This is a genomic window from Serratia sp. Nf2, from assembly GCF_003028435.1.
Taxonomy (GTDB): Bacteria; Pseudomonadota; Gammaproteobacteria; order Enterobacterales; family Enterobacteriaceae; genus Serratia; species Serratia marcescens_L.
The window spans coordinates 318204-337385 of the sequence record NZ_PYTW01000005.1; the positions used below are offsets into that span (position 1 = coordinate 318204).

General features: G+C 61.4%; 17 protein-coding genes. 7 read left to right on the top strand and 10 right to left on the bottom strand.

The window, feature by feature from the left end:
* Positions 1–4 precede the first annotated feature (4 nt).
* Positions 5–2662 carry a beta-N-acetylhexosaminidase gene (locus C9411_RS13890; protein WP_107227279.1) on the top strand — a complete coding sequence of 886 codons (2658 nt, stop codon included), beginning with the start codon at positions 5–7 and terminating at the stop codon, positions 2660–2662.
* Positions 2663–2907: 245 nt separating this feature from the next.
* On the opposite strand, the gene fur is transcribed toward C9411_RS13890, so the two are convergent.
* The 4 genes from fur to ybfF all read right to left on the bottom strand — a co-directional run bounded on the left by fur (position 2908) and on the right by ybfF (position 5805).
* Positions 2908–3354 (bottom strand): ferric iron uptake transcriptional regulator, encoded by a 447-nt coding sequence (gene fur, locus C9411_RS13895; RefSeq protein WP_019454058.1) that lies wholly within the window; start codon positions 3352–3354, stop codon positions 2908–2910.
* A 329-nt stretch (positions 3355–3683) separates the two neighbouring features.
* Entirely contained in the window at positions 3684–4223 is a 540-nt protein-coding gene (gene fldA, locus C9411_RS13900) for a flavodoxin FldA (RefSeq protein ID WP_025301862.1), read from the bottom strand.
* Between the two features lie 264 nt (positions 4224–4487).
* A complete protein-coding gene (ybfE, locus tag C9411_RS13905) occupies positions 4488–4775 on the bottom strand; it encodes a LexA regulated protein (protein WP_004939936.1) in 288 nt (95 codons plus the stop codon).
* 256 nt (positions 4776–5031) lie between these two features.
* On the bottom strand, positions 5032–5805 hold the full coding sequence (ybfF, locus tag C9411_RS13910) for an esterase (RefSeq protein WP_080473430.1): 774 nt from the start codon (positions 5803–5805) through the stop codon (positions 5032–5034).
* 224 nt (positions 5806–6029) lie between these two features.
* Between ybfF and seqA the strand changes: the two genes are divergently transcribed.
* From seqA to C9411_RS13930, 4 genes are all read left to right on the top strand, one after another.
* Positions 6030–6572, top strand: a complete 543-nt coding sequence (seqA, locus tag C9411_RS13915) for a replication initiation negative regulator SeqA (RefSeq protein WP_063991104.1) — start codon at positions 6030–6032, stop codon at positions 6570–6572.
* A gap of 77 nt (positions 6573–6649) precedes the next feature.
* Positions 6650–8293: a phosphoglucomutase (alpha-D-glucose-1,6-bisphosphate-dependent) gene (pgm, locus tag C9411_RS13920; protein WP_063991180.1), complete on the top strand. Its 1644-nt coding sequence runs from the start codon at positions 6650–6652 to the stop codon at positions 8291–8293.
* Positions 8294–8484: 191 nt separating this feature from the next.
* Positions 8485–9126, top strand: a complete 642-nt coding sequence (locus C9411_RS13925; RefSeq protein WP_049208644.1) for a PadR family transcriptional regulator — start codon at positions 8485–8487, stop codon at positions 9124–9126.
* Entirely contained in the window at positions 9126–9425 is a 300-nt protein-coding gene (locus tag C9411_RS13930; protein ID WP_107227280.1) for a DUF3861 domain-containing protein, read from the top strand. Before C9411_RS13925 ends, C9411_RS13930 begins: the two co-directional genes overlap by 1 nt.
* A gap of 27 nt (positions 9426–9452) precedes the next feature.
* Here C9411_RS13930 and kdpE read toward each other — a convergent pair whose 3' ends face one another.
* From kdpE to C9411_RS13960, 6 genes are all read right to left on the bottom strand, one after another.
* Positions 9453–10142, bottom strand: coding sequence for a two-component system response regulator KdpE (gene kdpE, locus C9411_RS13935; RefSeq protein ID WP_033637458.1), 690 nt, complete (start codon positions 10140–10142; stop codon positions 9453–9455).
* Positions 10143–10158: 16 nt separating this feature from the next.
* On the bottom strand, positions 10159–12855 hold the full coding sequence (kdpD, locus tag C9411_RS13940) for a two-component system sensor histidine kinase KdpD (protein WP_107227281.1): 2697 nt from the start codon (positions 12853–12855) through the stop codon (positions 10159–10161).
* Between the two features lie 73 nt (positions 12856–12928).
* Positions 12929–13498, bottom strand: coding sequence for a potassium-transporting ATPase subunit KdpC (gene kdpC / locus C9411_RS13945; RefSeq protein ID WP_107227314.1), 570 nt, complete (start codon positions 13496–13498; stop codon positions 12929–12931).
* An 18-nt stretch (positions 13499–13516) separates the two neighbouring features.
* Positions 13517–15586: a potassium-transporting ATPase subunit KdpB gene (kdpB, locus tag C9411_RS13950; RefSeq protein WP_107227282.1), complete on the bottom strand. Its 2070-nt coding sequence runs from the start codon at positions 15584–15586 to the stop codon at positions 13517–13519.
* Between the two features lie 26 nt (positions 15587–15612).
* Positions 15613–17301 carry a potassium-transporting ATPase subunit KdpA gene (gene kdpA, locus C9411_RS13955; protein WP_107227283.1) on the bottom strand — a complete coding sequence of 563 codons (1689 nt, stop codon included), beginning with the start codon at positions 17299–17301 and terminating at the stop codon, positions 15613–15615.
* Positions 17301–17390: a K(+)-transporting ATPase subunit F gene (locus C9411_RS13960; RefSeq protein ID WP_016928742.1), complete on the bottom strand. Its 90-nt coding sequence runs from the start codon at positions 17388–17390 to the stop codon at positions 17301–17303. Before C9411_RS13960 ends, kdpA begins: the two co-directional genes overlap by 1 nt.
* A 440-nt stretch (positions 17391–17830) precedes the next feature.
* Here C9411_RS13960 and C9411_RS13965 point away from each other — a divergent pair, with 440 nt between their 5' ends.
* Both C9411_RS13965 and C9411_RS13970 read left to right on the top strand, forming a co-directional pair.
* A complete protein-coding gene (locus C9411_RS13965; RefSeq protein ID WP_004939916.1) occupies positions 17831–18040 on the top strand; it encodes a YbfA family protein in 210 nt (69 codons plus the stop codon).
* A gap of 174 nt (positions 18041–18214) precedes the next feature.
* Positions 18215–19171, top strand: a complete 957-nt coding sequence (locus C9411_RS13970) for a DUF523 and DUF1722 domain-containing protein (RefSeq protein WP_033647169.1) — start codon at positions 18215–18217, stop codon at positions 19169–19171.
* Positions 19172–19182 lie beyond the last annotated feature (11 nt).

Genomic DNA, 19182 nt, shown 5'->3' on the forward strand with positions numbered 1-19182 from the left:
GAACATGAACGCATTCAAACTGAGCGCATTAGCCGCGTTGACGGCAACGATGGGATTCCTGGGCGGCATGGGAAACGCCATGGCCGATCAACAGCGGGTGGATCAGCTGAGCCAGCTGAAGCTGAACGTAAAAATGCTGGATAACCGCGCCGGTGAAAACGGCGTGGATTGCGCGGCGCTGGGCGCCGACTGGGCCTCATGCAACCGGGTGTTATTCACCCTCAGCAACGACGGCCAGGCGATCGACGGCAAAGACTGGGTCATCTATTTCCACAGCCCGCGCCAGACCCTGCGGGTAGACAACGACCAGTTCAAGATTGCTCACCTCACCGGCGATCTGTACAAGCTGGAGCCGACCGCCAAATTCAGCGGCTTCCCGGCCGGTAAGGCGGTGGAAATCCCGGTGGTCGCCGAGTATTGGCAGCTGTTCAGAAACGACTTCCTGCCGCGCTGGTATGCCACGTCCGGCGACGCCAAGCCGAAAATGCTGGCGAATACCGACACCGAAAACCTGGACCAGTTCGTGGCGCCGTTCACCGGCGACCAGTGGAAGCGCACCAAGGACGACAAAAACATTCTGATGACGCCGGCTTCGCGCTTTGTCAGCAATGCCGACTTGCAGACGCTGCCTGCCGGCGCGCTTCGCGGCCAGATCGTGCCGACGCCGATGCAGGTGAAGGTTCACGCGCAGGACGTCGATTTGCGCAAAGGGGTATCGCCGGATCTGAGCACGTTGGTCAAGCCGGCGGCGGACGTCGTCAACCAGCGCTTCGCGCTGCTGGGCGTGCCGGTTCAGGCCAACGGCTATCCAATCAAGACCGACATCCAGCCGGGCAAGTTTAAAGGCGCGATGGCGGTGCCGGGCGCCTATGAGCTGAAAATCGGCAAGAAAGAGACGCGGGTGATCGGCTTCGATCAGGCCGGGGTGTTCTACGGGCTGCAGTCGATCCTGTCGTTAGTGCCGAGCGACGGCAGCGGCAAGATTGCCACGCTGGACGCCAGCGATGCGCCGCGCTTCCAGTATCGCGGCATTTTCCTCGACGTGGCGCGCAACTTCCATAAGAAGGACGCGGTGCTGCGCCTGCTGGATCAGATGGCGGCCTACAAGCTCAACAAATTCCACTTCCACCTGAGCGATGACGAAGGCTGGCGCATCGAGATCCCCGGTTTGCCTGAGCTGACGGAAGTCGGTGGCCAGCGCTGCCACGATCTGAGCGAAACCACCTGCCTGCTGCCGCAGTACGGCCAAGGGCCGGACGTCTACGGCGGCTTCTTCAGCCGTCAGGACTATATCGACATCATCAGATATGCCCAGGCGCGCCAGATTGAAGTGATCCCGGAGATCGACATGCCGGCACACGCCCGCGCCGCGGTGGTCTCGATGGAAGCGCGCTATAAAAAGCTGCATGCCGCCGGGAAAGAGCAGGAGGCCAACGAATTCCGCCTGGTGGATCCGACCGATACCTCCAACACCACCTCCGTGCAGTTCTTTAACCGCCAGAGCTACCTGAACCCGTGCCTGGATTCTTCCCAGCGTTTTGTCGACAAGGTGATCGGCGAGATCGCCCAGATGCATAAAGAGGCCGGCCAGCCGATCAAGACCTGGCACTTCGGCGGCGACGAAGCGAAAAACATTCGCCTGGGCGCCGGCTACACCGACAAGGCGAAACCGGAGCCGGGCAAAGGCATCATCGATCAGAGCAACGAAGACAAGCCGTGGGCCAAGTCGCAGGTGTGCCAGACGATGATCAAAGAAGGCAAGGTGGCCGACATGGAGCATCTGCCGAGCTACTTCGGCCAAGAGGTCAGCAAGCTGGTGAAGGCGCATGGCATCGACAGAATGCAGGCCTGGCAGGATGGCCTGAAAGACGCCGAGAACGCGAAGGCGTTCGCCACCTCGCGCGTGGGCGTCAACTTCTGGGATACCCTGTACTGGGGCGGTTTCGATAGCGTCAACGACTGGGCCAACAAAGGGTATGAAGTGGTGGTTTCCAACCCGGACTACGTCTATATGGACTTCCCTTACGAGGTGAACCCGGACGAGCGCGGTTACTACTGGGGCACCCGCTTCAGCGACGAGCGCAAGGTGTTCAGCTTCGCGCCGGACAACATGCCGCAGAACGCGGAAACTTCGGTCGACCGCGACGGCAACCACTTCAGCGCCAAGAGCGACAAGCCGTGGCCGGGCGCCTACGGGCTGTCCGCTCAGCTGTGGAGCGAAACCCAGCGCACCGATCCGCAGATGGAATACATGATCTTCCCACGCGCGCTGTCGGTGGCAGAACGCGCCTGGCACCGCGCCGGTTGGGAACAGGACTACCGCGCAGGCCGCGAATACAAAGGCGGGGAAACCCACTTTGTCGATACCAAGATGCTGGAGAAAGACTGGCTGCGCTTCGCCAATATCCTGGGTCAGCGTGAACTGGCCAAGCTGGATAAGGGCGGCGTCGCTTACCGTCTGCCGGTGCCGGGCGCACGCGTAGCGGGCGGCAAGCTGGAGGCGAATATCGCGCTGCCGGGATTGGGCATCGAGTACTCCACCGACGGCGGCAAGCAGTGGCAGCGCTATGACGCCAAGGCCAAGCCGGCGGTCTCGGGTGACGTTCAGGTGCGGTCGGTCAGCCCGGACGGCAAACGCTACAGCCGCGCCGAAAAGGTCTAAGCCCGGTGCAACGGCCTGCTGTCCTGGCGGCGGCCGTATAACGAAGGGGGAATGCGTTCGCCCGCGCGTGTCGGCGTAGGGCGGACGTTGTAGTGAGAGGAGTACGTGGAGTCGCTGTGCCGCTGCAATTGTGATATTTCATGACATGATTTTCCCCCGGCTTGTCCGGGGATTTTTTTGCCCGTTGCACGGAGGGCATAAAAAAACCGCCTCGGTGTGAGGCGGTTTTTCATAGCCGGTCAGGCTTATTTCTTGTCGTGCAGCGTTTCGTCTTCGCGGCAGTCACCGGTTTCACAGTGGCCGTACAGGTACAGGCTGTGGTTAGTGAGCTTGATGCCGTGCTGCTTGGCGATATCACGCTGGCGCACTTCGATGGATTCGTCGCTGAATTCGATCACTTTGCCGCAGTCCAGGCAAATCAGGTGATCGTGGTGATGTTGTTGGGTCAGCTCGAACACGGACTTGCCGCCTTCGAAATTGTGACGTGTCACAATGCCCGCATCGTCAAACTGGTTCAGTACGCGATAAACCGTTGCCAGCCCGATCTCTTCGCCCATATCAATCAGTTTTTTGTACAAATCTTCCGCACTGACGTGATGGCATTCCGGATTTTGCAGTACTTCCAGGATTTTGAGTCGCGGAAGCGTGACTTTTAAGCCGGCCTTCTTCAATGCGATGTTGTTGTCGGTCATGCGAATTCAGTCCTGTTACTATGCTAATCAAGTTGAGGCGTACTCGCCTGTGGCATCGGTCGGCACAAAGAGTTAATGCGTCTCATTATAGAACCGGTTGTACTAAATGGAAACCGCCGGTTGTTAACAAAGATATAATTGCACTATTGCATGTTTTGCATGCAACGCCTTGATGGATGGGATAAACCGATATCTCAGTCTACCGTGACGGGGTGGGAAGTTACAAATCTGTAGCTTCTATCGCAGCAATCCCTGCTGCCGATGACGGCCCTGTGGGCACACTATGCACTTTACAGGGCCTTTGTTCAACCTTTCGCCAGTGCCGGGGCTTAGCCGACGATATCGGCCAGGCTCAGCTCTTCGACGATCTGTTTGACCCAGGCGTCGACGCGCTCGTTGGTCAGCTCCGGCTGACGGTCTTCGTCGATCGCCAGACCGATGAAGTGGTCGTCGTCCGCCAGGCCCTTGGAGGCCTCGAAGTGATAGCCTTTGGTCGGCCAGTGGCCCACGATGGCCGCGCCGCGCGGTTCGATAATGTCGCGGATGGTGCCCATCGCGTCACAGAAGTATTCCGCGTAGTCTTCCTGATCGCCGCAGCCGAACAGCGCCACCAGTTTGCCGTTGAAGTCGACTTCTTCCAGCGTCGGGAAGAAATCATCCCAGTCACACTGCGCTTCACCGTAGTACCAGGTCGGGATACCCAGCAGCAGGATATCGAACCCTTCCAGGTCTTCTTTGCTGCTTTTAGCGATGTCATGCACTTCAGAGACGTCGTCGCCAAACTGTTTCTGGAGAATTTTCTGGATCATTTTGGCAATGTTTTCGGTATTGCCAGTGTCGCTGCCAAAGAAAATGCCTACAGTAGCCATATCGCGTATAACCTTTAAATTCAAGTAATTGCATTACTCGACGCCGGCACTGACGCCGCTGACGCCGATTAAAATGATGCCATGGCAAGAGCCTTTCGCCTCCGGGGCGGGCGCCGACAGGCGCAGTCTCTTACCGGTAAATGCGTATCATGCCAGAAAGTGGCGCCGGGGTTTTATCGCATTTATGCGATGCCGGAGAATGAAGAAAAGCGTGGTCGATCCGGCGTTGTCCTTAACGCCGCGCCGCGCGTGCGGCCGAAGAGATCAATGTTCCGGCTGTTCTTCCGCCAGTTGTGCCAACAGCATCTGCTCGATGAGTTCGCTGCGGCTGATGTTGCGCTGTTCCGCCAGTTTGTTCAGGGCGTCCACCGCATCCGCGTTGATTTTCAGCTCTACGCGCCGCAATCCACGCACTTTATCGCGCCGTAACTGATTGCGCTTATTGATTCTAAGCTGTTCATCGCGGGAAAGCGGGTTGGTTTTCGGGCGCCCCGGACGGCGTTCATCTGCGAACAGATCCAGCGTCGTGCGATCCGTTTGTTCTTTTGCCATAGGTAGCGGTACTGCAAGGGAGTTTGCATCAAAAAGCGCTCGCACGCTTCCGGAGGCATCGGTTAACACACTTCGGGCCAATAAACCCTAACCCAAATTCACCCCCGAACCGGCGTTCGCGAACGCGCTGGCGCGGCGGCAAAATTATAGCGCGCCATATTACCCCAGCAGATGGAGCGGCGACAATGCCTAACTGCGGGCTAAACGCGCTAAGCCGTTATCTTTAGCGCGTTTTTTCGCCAGATGAGCGGGTTTTTCAGGCTTCGTCGAGAAAACGGTGGATGGCGCGCAGTACCGCCTCCGGCTTCTCGGCGTGTACCCAATGGCCGGTGCCGGCGACGACGTGCGCGCGGGCCTGCGGGAACTGGCGCGCGATGTCTGCACGGTAACTGTCCTGCACGTACGGCGACAGGCCGCCGCGAATGAACAGGGTTGGGTGCGGCCAGGCCGGCACATCCTGCCAGCCGGTGATGTCTTCGTAACGTTCGATCAGCACCGGTAGGTTGAAGCGCCATTCGCCGTTGTGGAAGGACTTAAGCAGGAACTGGATTACGCCTTCTTCCTGCAGATAGTCGCGCATCAACTGGGCGGCCGCCTGGCGCTGGGTGATGCCGGCGGCGCTGACGGCCTTCAGCGCGGCGAAAATCTCGTCGTGGCGGCGGGTCTGGTAATCCACCGGCGCGACGTCGATGACGATCAGCCTGGCGACGCGCTCGGGCGCGATAGCGGTCAGCGCCATCGCCGCTTTGCCGCCCATCGAGTGGCCGATGACGATCGCTTTCTCCAGCTGCAGTTCGTCGAGCAACGCCAGCAGATCCTGCGCCATGGCGGGGTAGTTCATGTCGTCGGCGCGCGGGGAGAGGCCGTGGTTGCGCAGATCGACCTTGATCACGGTGTGCTGTTTATGCAGATCGCGCGCCAGCACGCCCAGGTTGTCCAGATTGCCGAACAGCCCGTGGATCAGCAGCACCGGCAGCGCGTCTGACTCGGCGGCCAGCAGTTGATAATGTAATTTCATGGCGAAGTTCATACTGAGAGAGATTCAGATTAGGGTATCATGATTGAATCGCACGATGAATCATGCGGAATTTTCGCGGCGCGGGCTTGGCAGTGCCGGCTATAGGTATTAGTCTGCATTTGCCGTCCGGAGGCACATTGTTGTGTTCGCCCCAGCGCTTTTAACCTTATAATCCCATGGCTTGAATGCAGGATCTGGCTTCAGGTTCTAAGTAGAAAAAACAGTATTGGATAAAGATGAAAACTATTGAAGTCGACGAAGAGCTTTACCGTTATATTGCCAGCCACACGCAACACATCGGTGAAAGCGCGTCCGATATTTTACGCCGCATGTTGAAATTCACCGCCGGGCAGCCGGTGCGCGCGTTGCCTGCCGCCAGTGCACCGCAGTCCGTCGAGCTGGAAAAAGCGGCGCCGGCGCAGCGCCCACGCGATCGCGTACGCGCCGTACGTGAGCTGCTGCTGTCGGATGAATATGCCGAGCAGAACAAAGCGGTCAACCGTTTCATGCTGGTGCTGTCCACGCTGTATACCCTCGATGCCGCCGGTTTCGCCGCCGCCACCGAGGCGTTGACCGGCCGTACCCGCACCTATTTCGCCGGCGATCAGCAGACCCTGCTGGCCAACGGCACGCACACCAAGCCGAAGCATGTACCGGGCACCCCTTACTGGGTGATCACCAATACCAATACCGGCCGCAAACGCAGCATGATCGAACACATCATGCAGGCGATGCAGTTCCCGGCGGAACTGATCGAGAAAGTTTGCGGTACCGTCTAATTTAGCGAACAGCCCGTCATGCTGGCCGTGCGCGACGTATCTGCCCGGTCACCGACAGGGATGAGGGAGATATGTCGATGGCGAATAATCCACGTGCCGGGCAGCCCGCCCGCCAAAGCGATCTGATCAACGTAGCCCAGCTGACGTCGCAGTACTATGTGCTGCAACCGGAAGCCGGCAATGCCGCACACGCGGTGAAGTTTGGCACCTCCGGCCACCGTGGCAGCGCGCAGCGCCACAGTTTCAACGAAGCGCATATCCTCGCCATTGCTCAAGCGATTGCCGAAGTTCGTCATCAGCAGGGCACCACCGGCCCGTGCTACGTGGGCAAAGATACCCATGCGCTGTCCGAGCCGGCCTTCATTTCCGTGCTGGAAGTGCTGACCGCCAACGGCGTCGATGTGATCGTGCAGGAAAACAACGGCTTCACGCCAACGCCGGCGGTATCGCACGCCATTCTGTGCCACAACCGCCGCGGCGGCGCGCAGGCCGATGGCATCGTCATTACGCCGTCCCATAACCCACCGGAAGACGGCGGCATCAAGTACAACCCGCCGAACGGTGGCCCGGCCGACACCAACCTGACGTCGGTGATCGAAAAGCGTGCCAACGAACTGCTGGCGCAGCAGCTGAAAGGCGTTCAGCGTCAGTCGCTGGACAAGGCCTGGAACAGCGGCCACCTGCATGCCAAAGATCTGGTGCAGCCTTATGTCGAAGGCCTGGTTGAGGTGGTCGACATGCCGGCCATCCAACGCGCCGGCCTGAAGCTGGGCGTGGATCCGCTCGGCGGTTCCGGCATCGCCTATTGGCAGCGCGTGGCGGAGCACTACAAGCTGGATCTGACGCTGGTGAACGATTCCCTCGATCAGACCTTCCGCTTTATGCACCTGGACCACGACGGCATCATCCGCATGGACTGTTCGTCCGAGTCGGCGATGGCCGGCCTGCTGGCGCTACGCGACAAATTCGATCTGGCGTTCGCCAACGATCCGGATTACGACCGTCATGGCATCGTCACCCCGAAGGGCCTGATGAACCCGAACCATTATCTGGCGGTAGCCATCAACTACCTGTTCCAGCATCGCCCACAGTGGGGCGCCGATGTGGCGGTAGGTAAAACGCTGGTGTCCAGCGCGATGATTGACCGCGTGGTGGCCGATTTGGGCCGCAAGCTGGTGGAAGTGCCGGTCGGTTTCAAATGGTTCGTGGATGGCCTGTTCGACGGCAGCCTGGGCTTCGGCGGCGAAGAAAGCGCCGGGGCCTCGTTCCTGCGCTTCAACGGCCAGCCGTGGTCGACCGACAAAGACGGTATCATCATGTGCCTGCTGGCGGCTGAAATCACCGCGGTAACCGGTGAGAACCCGCAGCATCACTATGACGATCTGGCCAAGCGCTTCGGTGCACCAAGCTATAACCGCATCCAGGCGCCGGCAACCCATGCGCAGAAAGCGGCGCTGTCCAAACTGTCGCCGGAGATGGTCAAGGCCAGTACGCTGGGCGGGGACCCGATCACCGCACGTCTGACTGCTGCACCGGGCAACGGTGCGTCGATCGGCGGCCTGAAAGTCATGACCGACAACGGCTGGTTCGCGGCCCGTCCTTCCGGTACCGAAGAGGCTTACAAGATCTACTGCGAGAGCTTCCTCGGAGCGGAACACCGCGAGAAGATTGAGCACGAAGCGGTCGAGATCGTCAGCGAAGTGCTGGCTTCCGCCAAGTAATCGCTTTTCTTGATTGATAAAAAGCGCTGTTTTTACAGCGCTTTTTTTATGCCTGAAATTTAGATATATCTTTTTATCGGCGCACGCTTGCGCATTTAGATATATCGATCTAGATTAGCGTTATCGACGCTGTTTAGATATATCTAAACAACCTCGTATTGATGTTCACTGTTAAAGCGAGGTATCACCCTATGTTTCATCGATTAGGTTTACACCGGCATCACCACCACCATCATGAATGCGAAGAGGGCCGCCGTCATCGCGGTGGGCGCCATCACTTCGGCGGCGAAGGCGAAGAGCACGGTCGGGGTGGGCGCGGCGGCCGGGGTGGGCGTCACCGTCTGTTCGAGCACGGCGATCTGCGCCTGGTGCTGCTGGCGCTGGTGGCGCGCAAGCCCAGCCACGGCTATGAGCTGATCAAGGCGATTGAGGAAGCGTCATCCGGCCTGTACGTGCCGAGCCCGGGGGTGATTTACCCCACGCTGACGCTGCTGGAAGAACAGGATTTCCTTGAGCCGCTCACCACCGGCAACGGCCGCAAAAGCTACCGCATCACCGCCGCAGGCGAGGGCGAGCTGCAAAAGCATCAACAGGTGGTTGACGTCATTCTGGCGCGCCTGGCGGGCGCCGGCCGCGAGCATCATCGGCACGGCAATCTGGCGGAAGGCATTTATGACGCCATGAACCGCCTGCGCAGCCTGCTGCGCGGCAACGTGATGCGCGCCGATCTCACGCCGCAGCAGGTGGAGCGCATCAACGCCGCGTTGCTGACCGCCGTGGCGGCGATCGAAAGCGAAATGCATATTCAACCCACGCAGCAGGAGAAGAACTGATGCCCGGCCGCCGTTTTACTATTACCGTTGAAGCCCTGAGCGATCGCCAGGGCAATCCCGTCGAGAAAGCGCCGCTGAGTTTTGAAGTGACCAACCACGACGATATTCTCGACATCGTCGAGCGCATCCGGGCGCGTGACGATCTGAACTTCGGCCCCGAGCAGAGCGCGGCCTTCGCCGTAGGATTGAAGCTGTTTTCCGAAGTGATGATCGAAAACCGCAAACACCCGGTGTTCGCTCCGCTGCGCGATGCGTTTAAGGAATTTATGGTCGGATTGAAGAAGGGCCCGGCGGCGTAAAGGCGCGACACACCACGCCCGCCGGGGTTAAGGCATGAAGCGATAGCCGACGCCGGTTTCGGTCAGCAGGTGTTTGGGCCGGGCCGGATCGGCTTCGAGCTTCTGCCGCAGGTGGCCCATGTAGATGCGCAGATAGTGGCTGTGCTCCACGTAGTTCGGCCCCCAGACGTGACTCAACAGCTGGCGTTGGGTGATCACTTTGCCGGCGTTGGCCAGCAGCTCCGCCAACAGGCGAAACTCGATCGGCGTCAGATGCAGATCTTCGTCGTTGCGCAGCACCCGGCGATTCACCAGATCGACAGTGATCGCCGAAAAACTCACCAGCGGGCTTTCCTGTTGGCTGGCGGAGTGGCGGCGCAGCGCGACCCGCACCCGCGCCAGCAGCTCACCGATGCCGAACGGTTTGCTGAGGTAGTCGTCAGCGCCGGCGTCCAGCGCGGCAATTTTGTCCTCTTCGGCGTTGCGCGCCGACAGCACGATCACCGGAATGGCGCTCCACTGCCGCAGATCGCGGATGTAGCTCAGCCCGTCGCCGTCCGGTAAGCCCAAATCAAGAATGATCAGATCCGGTTTGCGCGTGCCGGCTTCAATCAGCCCACGCTGCAGCGTTTCACTTTCAAACACCCGCAGGCCTTCGCTCTCCAGCGCGGTGCGCACGAAGCGGCGGATCTCTTTTTCATCTTCAACAATCAGAATGTTGGTTGGCGTTATGCTCACGTTTCCCCTGCGTTGATTACAGATCGAAAGCGTCGCCGTCGATCTCGGGCGGTTTTTCCAGCGGCAGCACGAAGCGGAAGCTGGCGCCGCCGTTGGCGCCGTTTTCCGCCCAGATGCGGCCATCATGCACTTCAATAATGGCACGGCAAATCGCTAACCCCAAGCCGACACCGGGGATTGCCGACTCTTTATTGCCGCGTGAAAACTTGTCGAAAATCAGCTGCAGCTGATCGGCGGGGATGCCGGGGCCGTTATCCCAGACCTCGACTTCCAGCCATTCGGGCAGCGTGCGGGCGCGAATGCCGATGGTGGCCTCGGCGCCGGCGTATTTATTGGCGTTTTCCAACAGGTTGGTGAACACCCGCTCCAGCAGGCTGCCGTCGCAGTTGACCAGGATCTGTTCCGGCGGCAGCTCGACCACGATCGGATGCTGGCTGAGCAGCGGCTCCAGCATGTGCAGCGAGGCGCCGACGATCTCTTCCAGCGACTGCCACTCTTTACGCAGGCTGAAACCGCCGGATTGGATGCGCGCCATATCCAGCAGGTTATTCACCAGCCGGGTGGTGCTCAGCACCTGCTGGCGGATCTGGCTGGCCTGGGTGGCGTGATTGGAGCCTTCGGCCGCCAGATCCAGCGTGAGGATTTCCGCCTGGCCGAACAGCACGGTCAGCGGCGTGCGCAGATCGTGCGACAGCGCCGCCAGCAGCGAGTTGCGCAGCTGTTCGCGCTCGGCGTCCAGCTTGGCTTCTTCGGCGCTGCGCGCCAGGTGCAGCCGCTCCAGCGCGCTGGCGATCAGCACCGCGAAGGTCTGCAGCAGCCGCTGCTGTTCCGGCACCATCAGCTGGCGCAGGTTGTTGGGTTCGATCGCCAGCAGGCCGAAGGTCTGCTTGGGGGTATTGAGCGGCAGCAGCTGGTAAGGCACGCCGGGCAGGGTGTCGGTGCCGGCGCCGGCCGGCAGGCCTTTGTCGAAGCTCCAGCGCGCGATGGCTTCATCTACCGACAGCAGCCCACCTTCCTCGCCGACCATCTGTTGCAGGCGGCCGTCTTCCTGCGGCAGCAGCAGCACGGTTTTCGCCTGGAAGCTGCTGGAGAGGAAGTGGCGGCTGGTGTTGGCGATGTCGGCCACCGTCAGCGCGCGGCTCAGCCCGCGCGACATTTCATACAGATGACGCGCCCGCTGCTCGCGGTAGCGCGCCACCCGGGCCTGATAACGCACCCCGGCGGTCAGGTTACCGATGATGATGCCGACGGCGAGCATTACGCCGAAGGTCAATAGGTACTGCATGTCGCTGACGGCGAACGACCATTCGGGCTGAACGAAGAACAGATCGAAACTGGCGACGTTGATCACCGCCGCCAGCACCGACGGCCAGCGGCCGAAGAACAGCGCGACGATCGCCACGCCGAGCAGATAGACCATCACCAGGTTGGCCTGATCGAAGCCCGGCAGCAGCCACTGCGAGAGCAGGGTGATCAGCGCGCACAGCGCCACCGCGACCGCGCAACCACGCAGCTGCATGCGCCATTTCTCATTGAAGCTGCGGCCGTCGTGCTCCTTGCCCGGCGGCGGCGGTGCGGTGTCGCTCTCCAGCGCCACGATCACCAGGTCGAGATCCGGGCCCAGCCGGCCGAGGCGATCGGCGAAGCTGCCGCGCAGCTTCCAGCGCTGCTCGCTGCGGCGGCCGATGATGATTTTGCCGAGATTATGCTCGCGGGCGTAGCGCAGCACCGCGCGCTCCTCGGACGGATCGGCCAGCGTGGCGGTTTCTGCCCCCAGTTCCTGCGCCAGCCGCAGCGCGCGCAGAATGGCGCGGCGCTGGTTTTCCGGCAACCGGTGCAGCTTGGGGGTTTCCACATAGACCGCATGCCAGTGGCAGCCAAGCCGCGCCGCCAGCCGGGCGGCGATGCGCACCAGCTTTTCGTTGCCGCTGTTGTGGCCGACGCACAGCAGAATGCTGTCGCGGGTGTGCCACACTTTCTCGCGCCCCTGGGTGTCGCGAAACTCACGCATCTGGTCATCGACCCGATCGGCGGTACGGCGCAGCGCCAGCTCGCGCAGGGCGATCAGGTTGCCTTTGCGGAAGAAGTGCTCGATGGCGCGCTCGGCCTGGCCGGGAATATACACTTTGCCTTCATGCAGCCGCCGGCGCAGATCGTCTGGCGGCAGATCGACCAGCACCACTTCGCTGGCCTCGTCAAACACGTGGTCAGGCACCGTTTCGCGCACCCGCACGCCGGTCACGCCGCCCACTACGTCGTTCAGGCTTTCCAGATGCTGCACGTTGACGGTTGTCAGCACGTCGATGCCGGCATCCAGCAGCTCTTCCACATCCTGCCAGCGTTTGGGATGGCGCGAACCGTGAGCGTTGCTGTGCGCCAGTTCATCCATCAGCACCAGCGCCGGGTGGCGCGCCAGCGCGGCGTCGAGATCGAATTCATGCACCAGCCGGCCGCGATGCTGGATGCGTTTTTGCGGCAGCAGCGTCAGGCCGTCGAGCAGGGCGGCGGTCTCGCTGCGGCCGTGGGTTTCCACCACGCCGACCAGCACGTCCAGCCCCTGAGCGCGCAAACGCTGGGCCTCCTGCAGCATGGCGTAGGTTTTGCCGACGCCGGCGCAGGCGCCGAAGAATACTTTCAATCGGCCGCGCGGTTTTTCATTGGCCATCGCCAGCAGGCTATCGGGATCGGGGCGCTGCTGCTCCTCTTCGACCATGACAATTCCTTGTGTTACCAAGCAAAAAGGGGTTCGGCATGCCGAACCCTATCACTATGCTGAATACGGCGCGTTACTTCAACGCATCCAGCGCCAGGTTCAGCTTCAGTACGTTCACCACCGATTCCCCCATGAAGTTGGGCGTGGCCCGATCGGTGTTGTCTTCGATCAGTTTGGCGATCTGTTCCGGCGGCAGATGCCGTGCCGCCGCGACCCGTGCCAGCTGATACTGTGCGGAGGCGATCGAGATCTGCGGATCCAACCCGCTGCCGGAGGCGGTCAGCAGATCGACCGGGATCGGGCCGCTCATCGCAGGGTTGGCCTGGCGCAGCTGCGCTGCGCGCTCGGCGATAGCCTTATCCAACGCCGGGTTGGTGGCCGCCAGGTTGCTGCCGGCAGAGGCCAGTGGATTATAGGCCGAATCGCCGGTGGCCGATGGGCGGCCCCAGAAATAGTCGGGGCGCGTGAAGTTCTGGCCGATCAGCGCGGAGCCGACCGCCTTGTCGCCCCGGTACAGCAGCGAACCGTTGGCCGCACCCGGAAACAGCAGCTGCGCCAGCCCGGTGGTCAGCAGCGGATAGGCGATGCCGGTAATCAGCGTCAGCAGGATCAGCATCACCAGCGCAGGTCGTAAATAAGTCATGTTCATTTCCCTCAATGGTTAACCGGCGACGTGCAGCGCGACCAGGATCAGGTCGATCAGTTTGATGCCGACGAACGGCACCAGCAGGCCGCCGACCCCGTACAGCCACAGGTTGCGGCGCAGCAGGGCCGCGGCGCTCATCGGTTTGTAGCTCACCCCTTTCAGCGCCAGCGGGATCAGGAACACGATCACCAGGGCGTTGAAGATCACCGCCGACATGATGGCGGAGGCCGGGGAATGCAGATGCATCACGTTCAGCGCGTTCAGCTGTGGATAGGTGGCCGCGAACGCCGCCGGAATGATGGCGAAGTATTTGGCCACGTCGTTGGCGATGCTGAAGGTGGTCAGCGAGCCGCGCGTCATCAGCATCTGTTTGCCGATGTGCACCACTTCGATCAGCTTGGTCGGGTTGGAATCCAGATCGACCATGTTGCCCGCCTCTTTGGCGGCCTGGGTGCCAGAGTTCATCGCCACCGCCACATCGGCCTGTGCCAGTGCCGGGGCGTCGTTGGTGCCGTCGCCGGTCATCGCCACCAGGCGGCCTTCCGCCTGGTACTGGCGGATCAGCGCCAGCTTGGCTTCCGGCGTGGCTTCCGACAGGAAATCGTCCACCCCGGCTTCGGCGGCGATCGCCGCCGCGGTCAGCGGGTTATCGCCGGTGATCATCACCGTTTTGATGCCCATCTTGCGCAGCTCATTGAAGCGTTCCTTGATACCGCCCTTGACGATATCCTTCAGCGCCACCACGCCCAGCACCCGGGCGCCTTCCGCCACCACCAGCGGCGTGCCGCCGGTGCGCGCCACGCTTTCCACCAGATCGTCCACCGCCCGCGGGAAGTGCCCCTGATTGGATTCGACGTGACGGCGAATGGCATCCACTGCGCCTTTACGGATCATGCGCTCCTGCACGTTGACGCCGCTCATGCGGGTCTGGGCGGAGAAGGGCACGAAGGTGGCGTTCAGTGCCTGCAGATCGCGTTCGCGCAGGTTGAATCGCTGTTTGGCCAACACCACGATGCTGCGGCCTTCCGGCGTTTCGTCCGCCAGCGAGGCCAGCTGCGCGGCATCCGCCAACTCTTGCTCTTTCACGCCCGGCGCCGGCAGGAACTCCGAAGCCTGGCGGTTGCCCAGCGTGATGGTGCCGGTTTTATCCAGCAGCAGCACGTCCACGTCGCCGGCGGCTTCCACCGCACGGCCGCTGGTGGCGATCACGTTGGCGCCGAGCATGCGGCTCATCCCGGCCACGCCGATGGCGGACAGCAGGCCACCGATGGTGGTGGGGATCAGACAGACCAGCAGCGCGACCAGCACGGTGATGGTGACCACGCTGCCGCTGCCTGCCGCTTCCACGCTGTATTGCGAGAAAGGGAACAGGGTGGCGGTGGCCAGGACGAACACGATGGTCAGCGCCACCAGCAGGATAGTCAGCGCGATCTCGTTGGGCGTTTTGCGGCGTTTGGCGCCTTCCACCATGGCGATCATGCGATCGAGGAAGGTTTCCCCCGGGTTGACGCTGCACTGCACCACCAACCAGTCGGATAGCACGCGAGTACCGCCGGTGACCGAGGAGAAGTCGCCGCCGGACTCGCGGATCACCGGCGCGGATTCACCGGTGATGGCGCTTTCATCCACCGAGGCGCCGCCTTCCAGCACTTCGCCGTCACACGGGACGGTGTCGCCGGCTTCTACCAGCACGATATCGCCCTTGCGCAGGCTTTCGGCGGCCACTTTCTCCGTGGCGCCGTCGCGGCGCGGGCCGGCCAGCTTTTTCGCCCAGCTGGTTTTCTTGGTGCCCTTCAGGCTTTCCGCCTGGGCCTTGCTTCGCCCTTCGGCCAGCGCTTCCGCGAAGTTGGCGAACAGCACGGTGAACCACAGCCACAGGGCGACGCTGCCGGTAAAGGCGGCGGCGCCGTCGGTTTGGCCGGTGAGGATCGCCAGCCAGATGGCGGTGGTCAGAATGCTGCCGATATACACCACGAACATCACCGGGTTGCGCCATTGAACGCGAGGGTCCAGTTTTTTCACCGCATCGATCAGCGCGGTGCGCACCAGGGCCGGTTCAAACAGCGCACGTTGTTTGCGAGTCATCTCTTATTCTCTCTCTGTGACGTCGGTTAGTTTGCCAACCAAAGCTGCAAATGCTCGGCCACCGGGCCCAGCGCCAGCGCCGGCACGAAGGTCAGCGCGCCCACCAGCAGCACGGTGCCGATCAGCAGGCCGATAAACAGCGGCCCATAGGTCGGCAGGGTGCCGTTGCCCGCCGGTTGGCGTTGTTTGGCGCTCAGCGAACCGACGATCGCCAGCACCGGCAAGATCACCCCGAAGCGGCCGACAAACATGGCGAAGGCCAACAGCAGGTTGTAGAACGGCGTATTGACGCTCAACCCGGCGAAGGCGCTGCCGTTGTTGTTGGCGGCGGAGGACAGGGCGTACAGCACTTCGCTGAAGCCGTGGGCGCCCGGGTTGAGGATGCCGGCGCGGCCCGCGTCGGTGCCGATGGCCAGCGCGCTGCCCAGCAACACCAGCGTCGGCGTGACCAGGATCGCCAGCGCGGTCATTTTCATGTCGTAAACGTCGATTTTCTTGCCCAGATATTCCGGGGTGCGGCCAATCATCAGACCGGCGATAAACACCGTCAGCAGCACGAACAGCAGCATGCCGTACAGGCCGGAGCCGACGCCGCCGAACACCACCTCACCGATCTGCATCAGCCACATCGGCACCATGCCACCCAACGCGGTGAAAGAGTCGTGCATGGCGTTAACCGCCCCGCAGGACGCGGCGGTGGTCACCACCGAGAACAGGCTGGTGGCAAGAATGCCGAAGCGCGACTCTTTGCCTTCCATATTGATGTTGCTGTCGGCGCCCAGCGCGCTCAGGTGCGGGTTGCCCGCCAGTTCGGCGACCATCACCACTACCACCGCCACCACGAAGATCAGCGCCATCGCCCAGATCAGCGCATGGCCCTGGCGGTTTTCACCGGCCAACTGGCCGAAGGAGAAGCACAGCGCGCAGGGGATCAGGAAGATGGCCAGCATCTGTACGAAGTTGGTCAGCACGGTCGGGTTCTCGAACGGGTGCGCCGAGTTGGCGCCGAAGAAGCCGCCGCCGTTGGTGCCGAGCATCTTGATCGCTTCCTGCGAGGCCACCGGCCCCATCGGCAGCGTCTGCTGCGCGCCTTCGAGCGTGGTGACGTGCAGGTAAGGCAGGAAGTTTTGCAGCGTGCCCTGGCTGACGAAGAACAGGGCGATCAGCAGCGCGATCGGCAGCAGCACATACAGCGTGATGCGGAATAGATCGGCCCAGGCGTTGCCGACGGTCTTGCCGGCGCGGCGGGTAAAGGCGCGGATCAGCGCAAAGGCCACGGCGATACCGGTGGAGGCGGAGACGAAGTTCTGTACCGCCAGCCCGGCCATCTGGCTGAAATAGCTGAGGGCGCTTTCGCCGCTGTAGGCCTGCCAGTTGGTGTTGGTGACGAAGCTGACGGCGGTGTTGAGCGCCAGATCCCAGGAGAGGCCCGGGAAGCCTTGCGGATTGAGCGGCAGCGAGCCCTGCGTCATCAGCAGGGCGAACAGCAGCGCCAGGCCGAGCAGGTTGAACGCCAGGATCGCCAGCGCGTATTGCCACCAGTTCATCTCGGTGGCGCGGATGCCGCAGGCGCGCCAGACGCCGGCTTCCACCCCGCGCAGCGCAGGCAGCGGCTCACCTTCGATCAGGCGCGCCATAAAGCCGCCCAGCGGACGGGCCAGCAGCAGAAGCACCAGCAGGAAGCTGGCGATCAGTAAAAAGGCTGAAGCCGCCATCAGAAATCCTCCGCGTTAAACAGGGCGTAGACCAGATAGGCCAACAGCAGCAGGACCAACAGCGCACCACCAATAACGCTGAAACTCACGGGACACCTCCAGAGGTGTTGTTTTTGATAGAGGCAGTGTAGGGAGCGGGGTAGAAAGAAGATGAAAAAATCGCGCAGGCGAGTGTAAAAAAAGTATAAAAATGGCTGAAATTTCAGCGGAAATTGGGCGTGTCAACCATCAGGCCGGTGGCGAGATTGCCCCTGATGGGGAGTGAGGACGGGCGCAAGCGGGAAATAATGAACCGGATAATAACCACAATGTAACCCATGTTTAGTTAAAAATTAACTTGGCTGTAACAAAATTACGGTTCGCTGCGGCGATTAGCGATTTTTTGTGCGATTTAGTGGTCGGATGAGTAGTAAACTTTCATCAAGTACGCTAAAATTTTGTCCAGTTACCAAATTACCGATTGTTCATTTGATACGCCGACGCCGTTTTCCCTGACAAATCAACGGCAGGCGTTTTTAAGGAGGTTCGCATGTCTACTACCTATCACGCTTATTCATTGCATCGGATTCTCCTGCGCCGCAGCGCAGTGGTTATCGCGGGCATTTTGGCCCTGCCGGTGATGCTGTTCCGCAGCGATCGCGGGCGTTTTTACAGCTACCTGCACCGCGTCTGGTCAAAAACCAGCGATAAGCCGGTCTGGCTGCAGCAGGCGGAACTGGCGTCCTGCGATTTCTACTGATCCACTGCTGATCCACTGCTGATCCACTGCTGATCCACTGCTGATTCACGAAGAACCCTCGCCCTGCGGCGGGGGTTTTTTTATGCCTATAGCCGCCCCTATCAAGCGCAAGGTCGTATTCGGCAAGCCATTCTTCTACACTTTCCTCATCGGCCAACAACACGGGAGAGCGGTATGAGCGACAAGATCCCTATCGGCATCAGCGCCTGTTTACTGGGCGACGCGGTGCGTTTCGACGGCGGCCACAAGCGGCTGGCCTTTGCGGTGGAGCAGTTGGCGCCCTATGTGCGCTTTGAGCCCGTTTGCCCGGAAATGGCGATCGGCCTGCCTACGCCGCGCCCGGCGCTGCGCCTGGTGAAACAGGCGCAGCCGTGGCCGGCGATGCGCTACAGCAACGACGCCGGCGTGGATTTGACCGAGGAGATGCGCGGCTTCTCCGCGCAGCGCGTGGCGGCCTTGCAGCATCTGTGCGGGTACATCGTCTGCGCCAAGTCACCGAGCTGCGGCCTGGAGCGGGTGCGGGTCTACAGCGAAAACGGCAAGGACTCGCGTAAAAACGGCGTCGGGTTGTTTACTGCCGAACTGCTGCGCCAGATGCCGTGGCTGCCGGTGGAAGAGGACGGACGATTGCAGGATGCGGCATTGCGGGAAAACTTTATCGAGCGGGTGTACGCGTTGTACGAACTGAACATGCTGTGGCGTCAGGGGCTGACCCGCGGCGGGCTGATCGCGTTTCACAGCCGCTACAAGCTGTCGCTGCTGGCGCATTCGCAGCCGGCGTACCGCGAGCTGGGGCGCTTCGTCGCCGATATTCACCGCTGGGATTCGCTGGAGGCCTTCGCCGTGGAATACCGCAGCCGCCTGATGGCGCTGTTGGCGCACAAGGCGACGCGCCGCAATCACACCAACGTGTTGATGCACGTGCAGGGCTATTTCCGCCGTCAACTCAGTACGGCGCAGCGTCAGGAGCTGGCGCACCTGATCGACCGCTACCGGCAGGGCATGCAGCCGCTGTTGGCACCGATCGCGCTGCTCAAGCATTACATGGCGGAATACCCCGATCGCTATCTGGCAGAACAACGCTATTTCGAACCTTATCCGGAGGCGCTGCGTTTGCGTTACGGCCATTGATTGACAAGGAG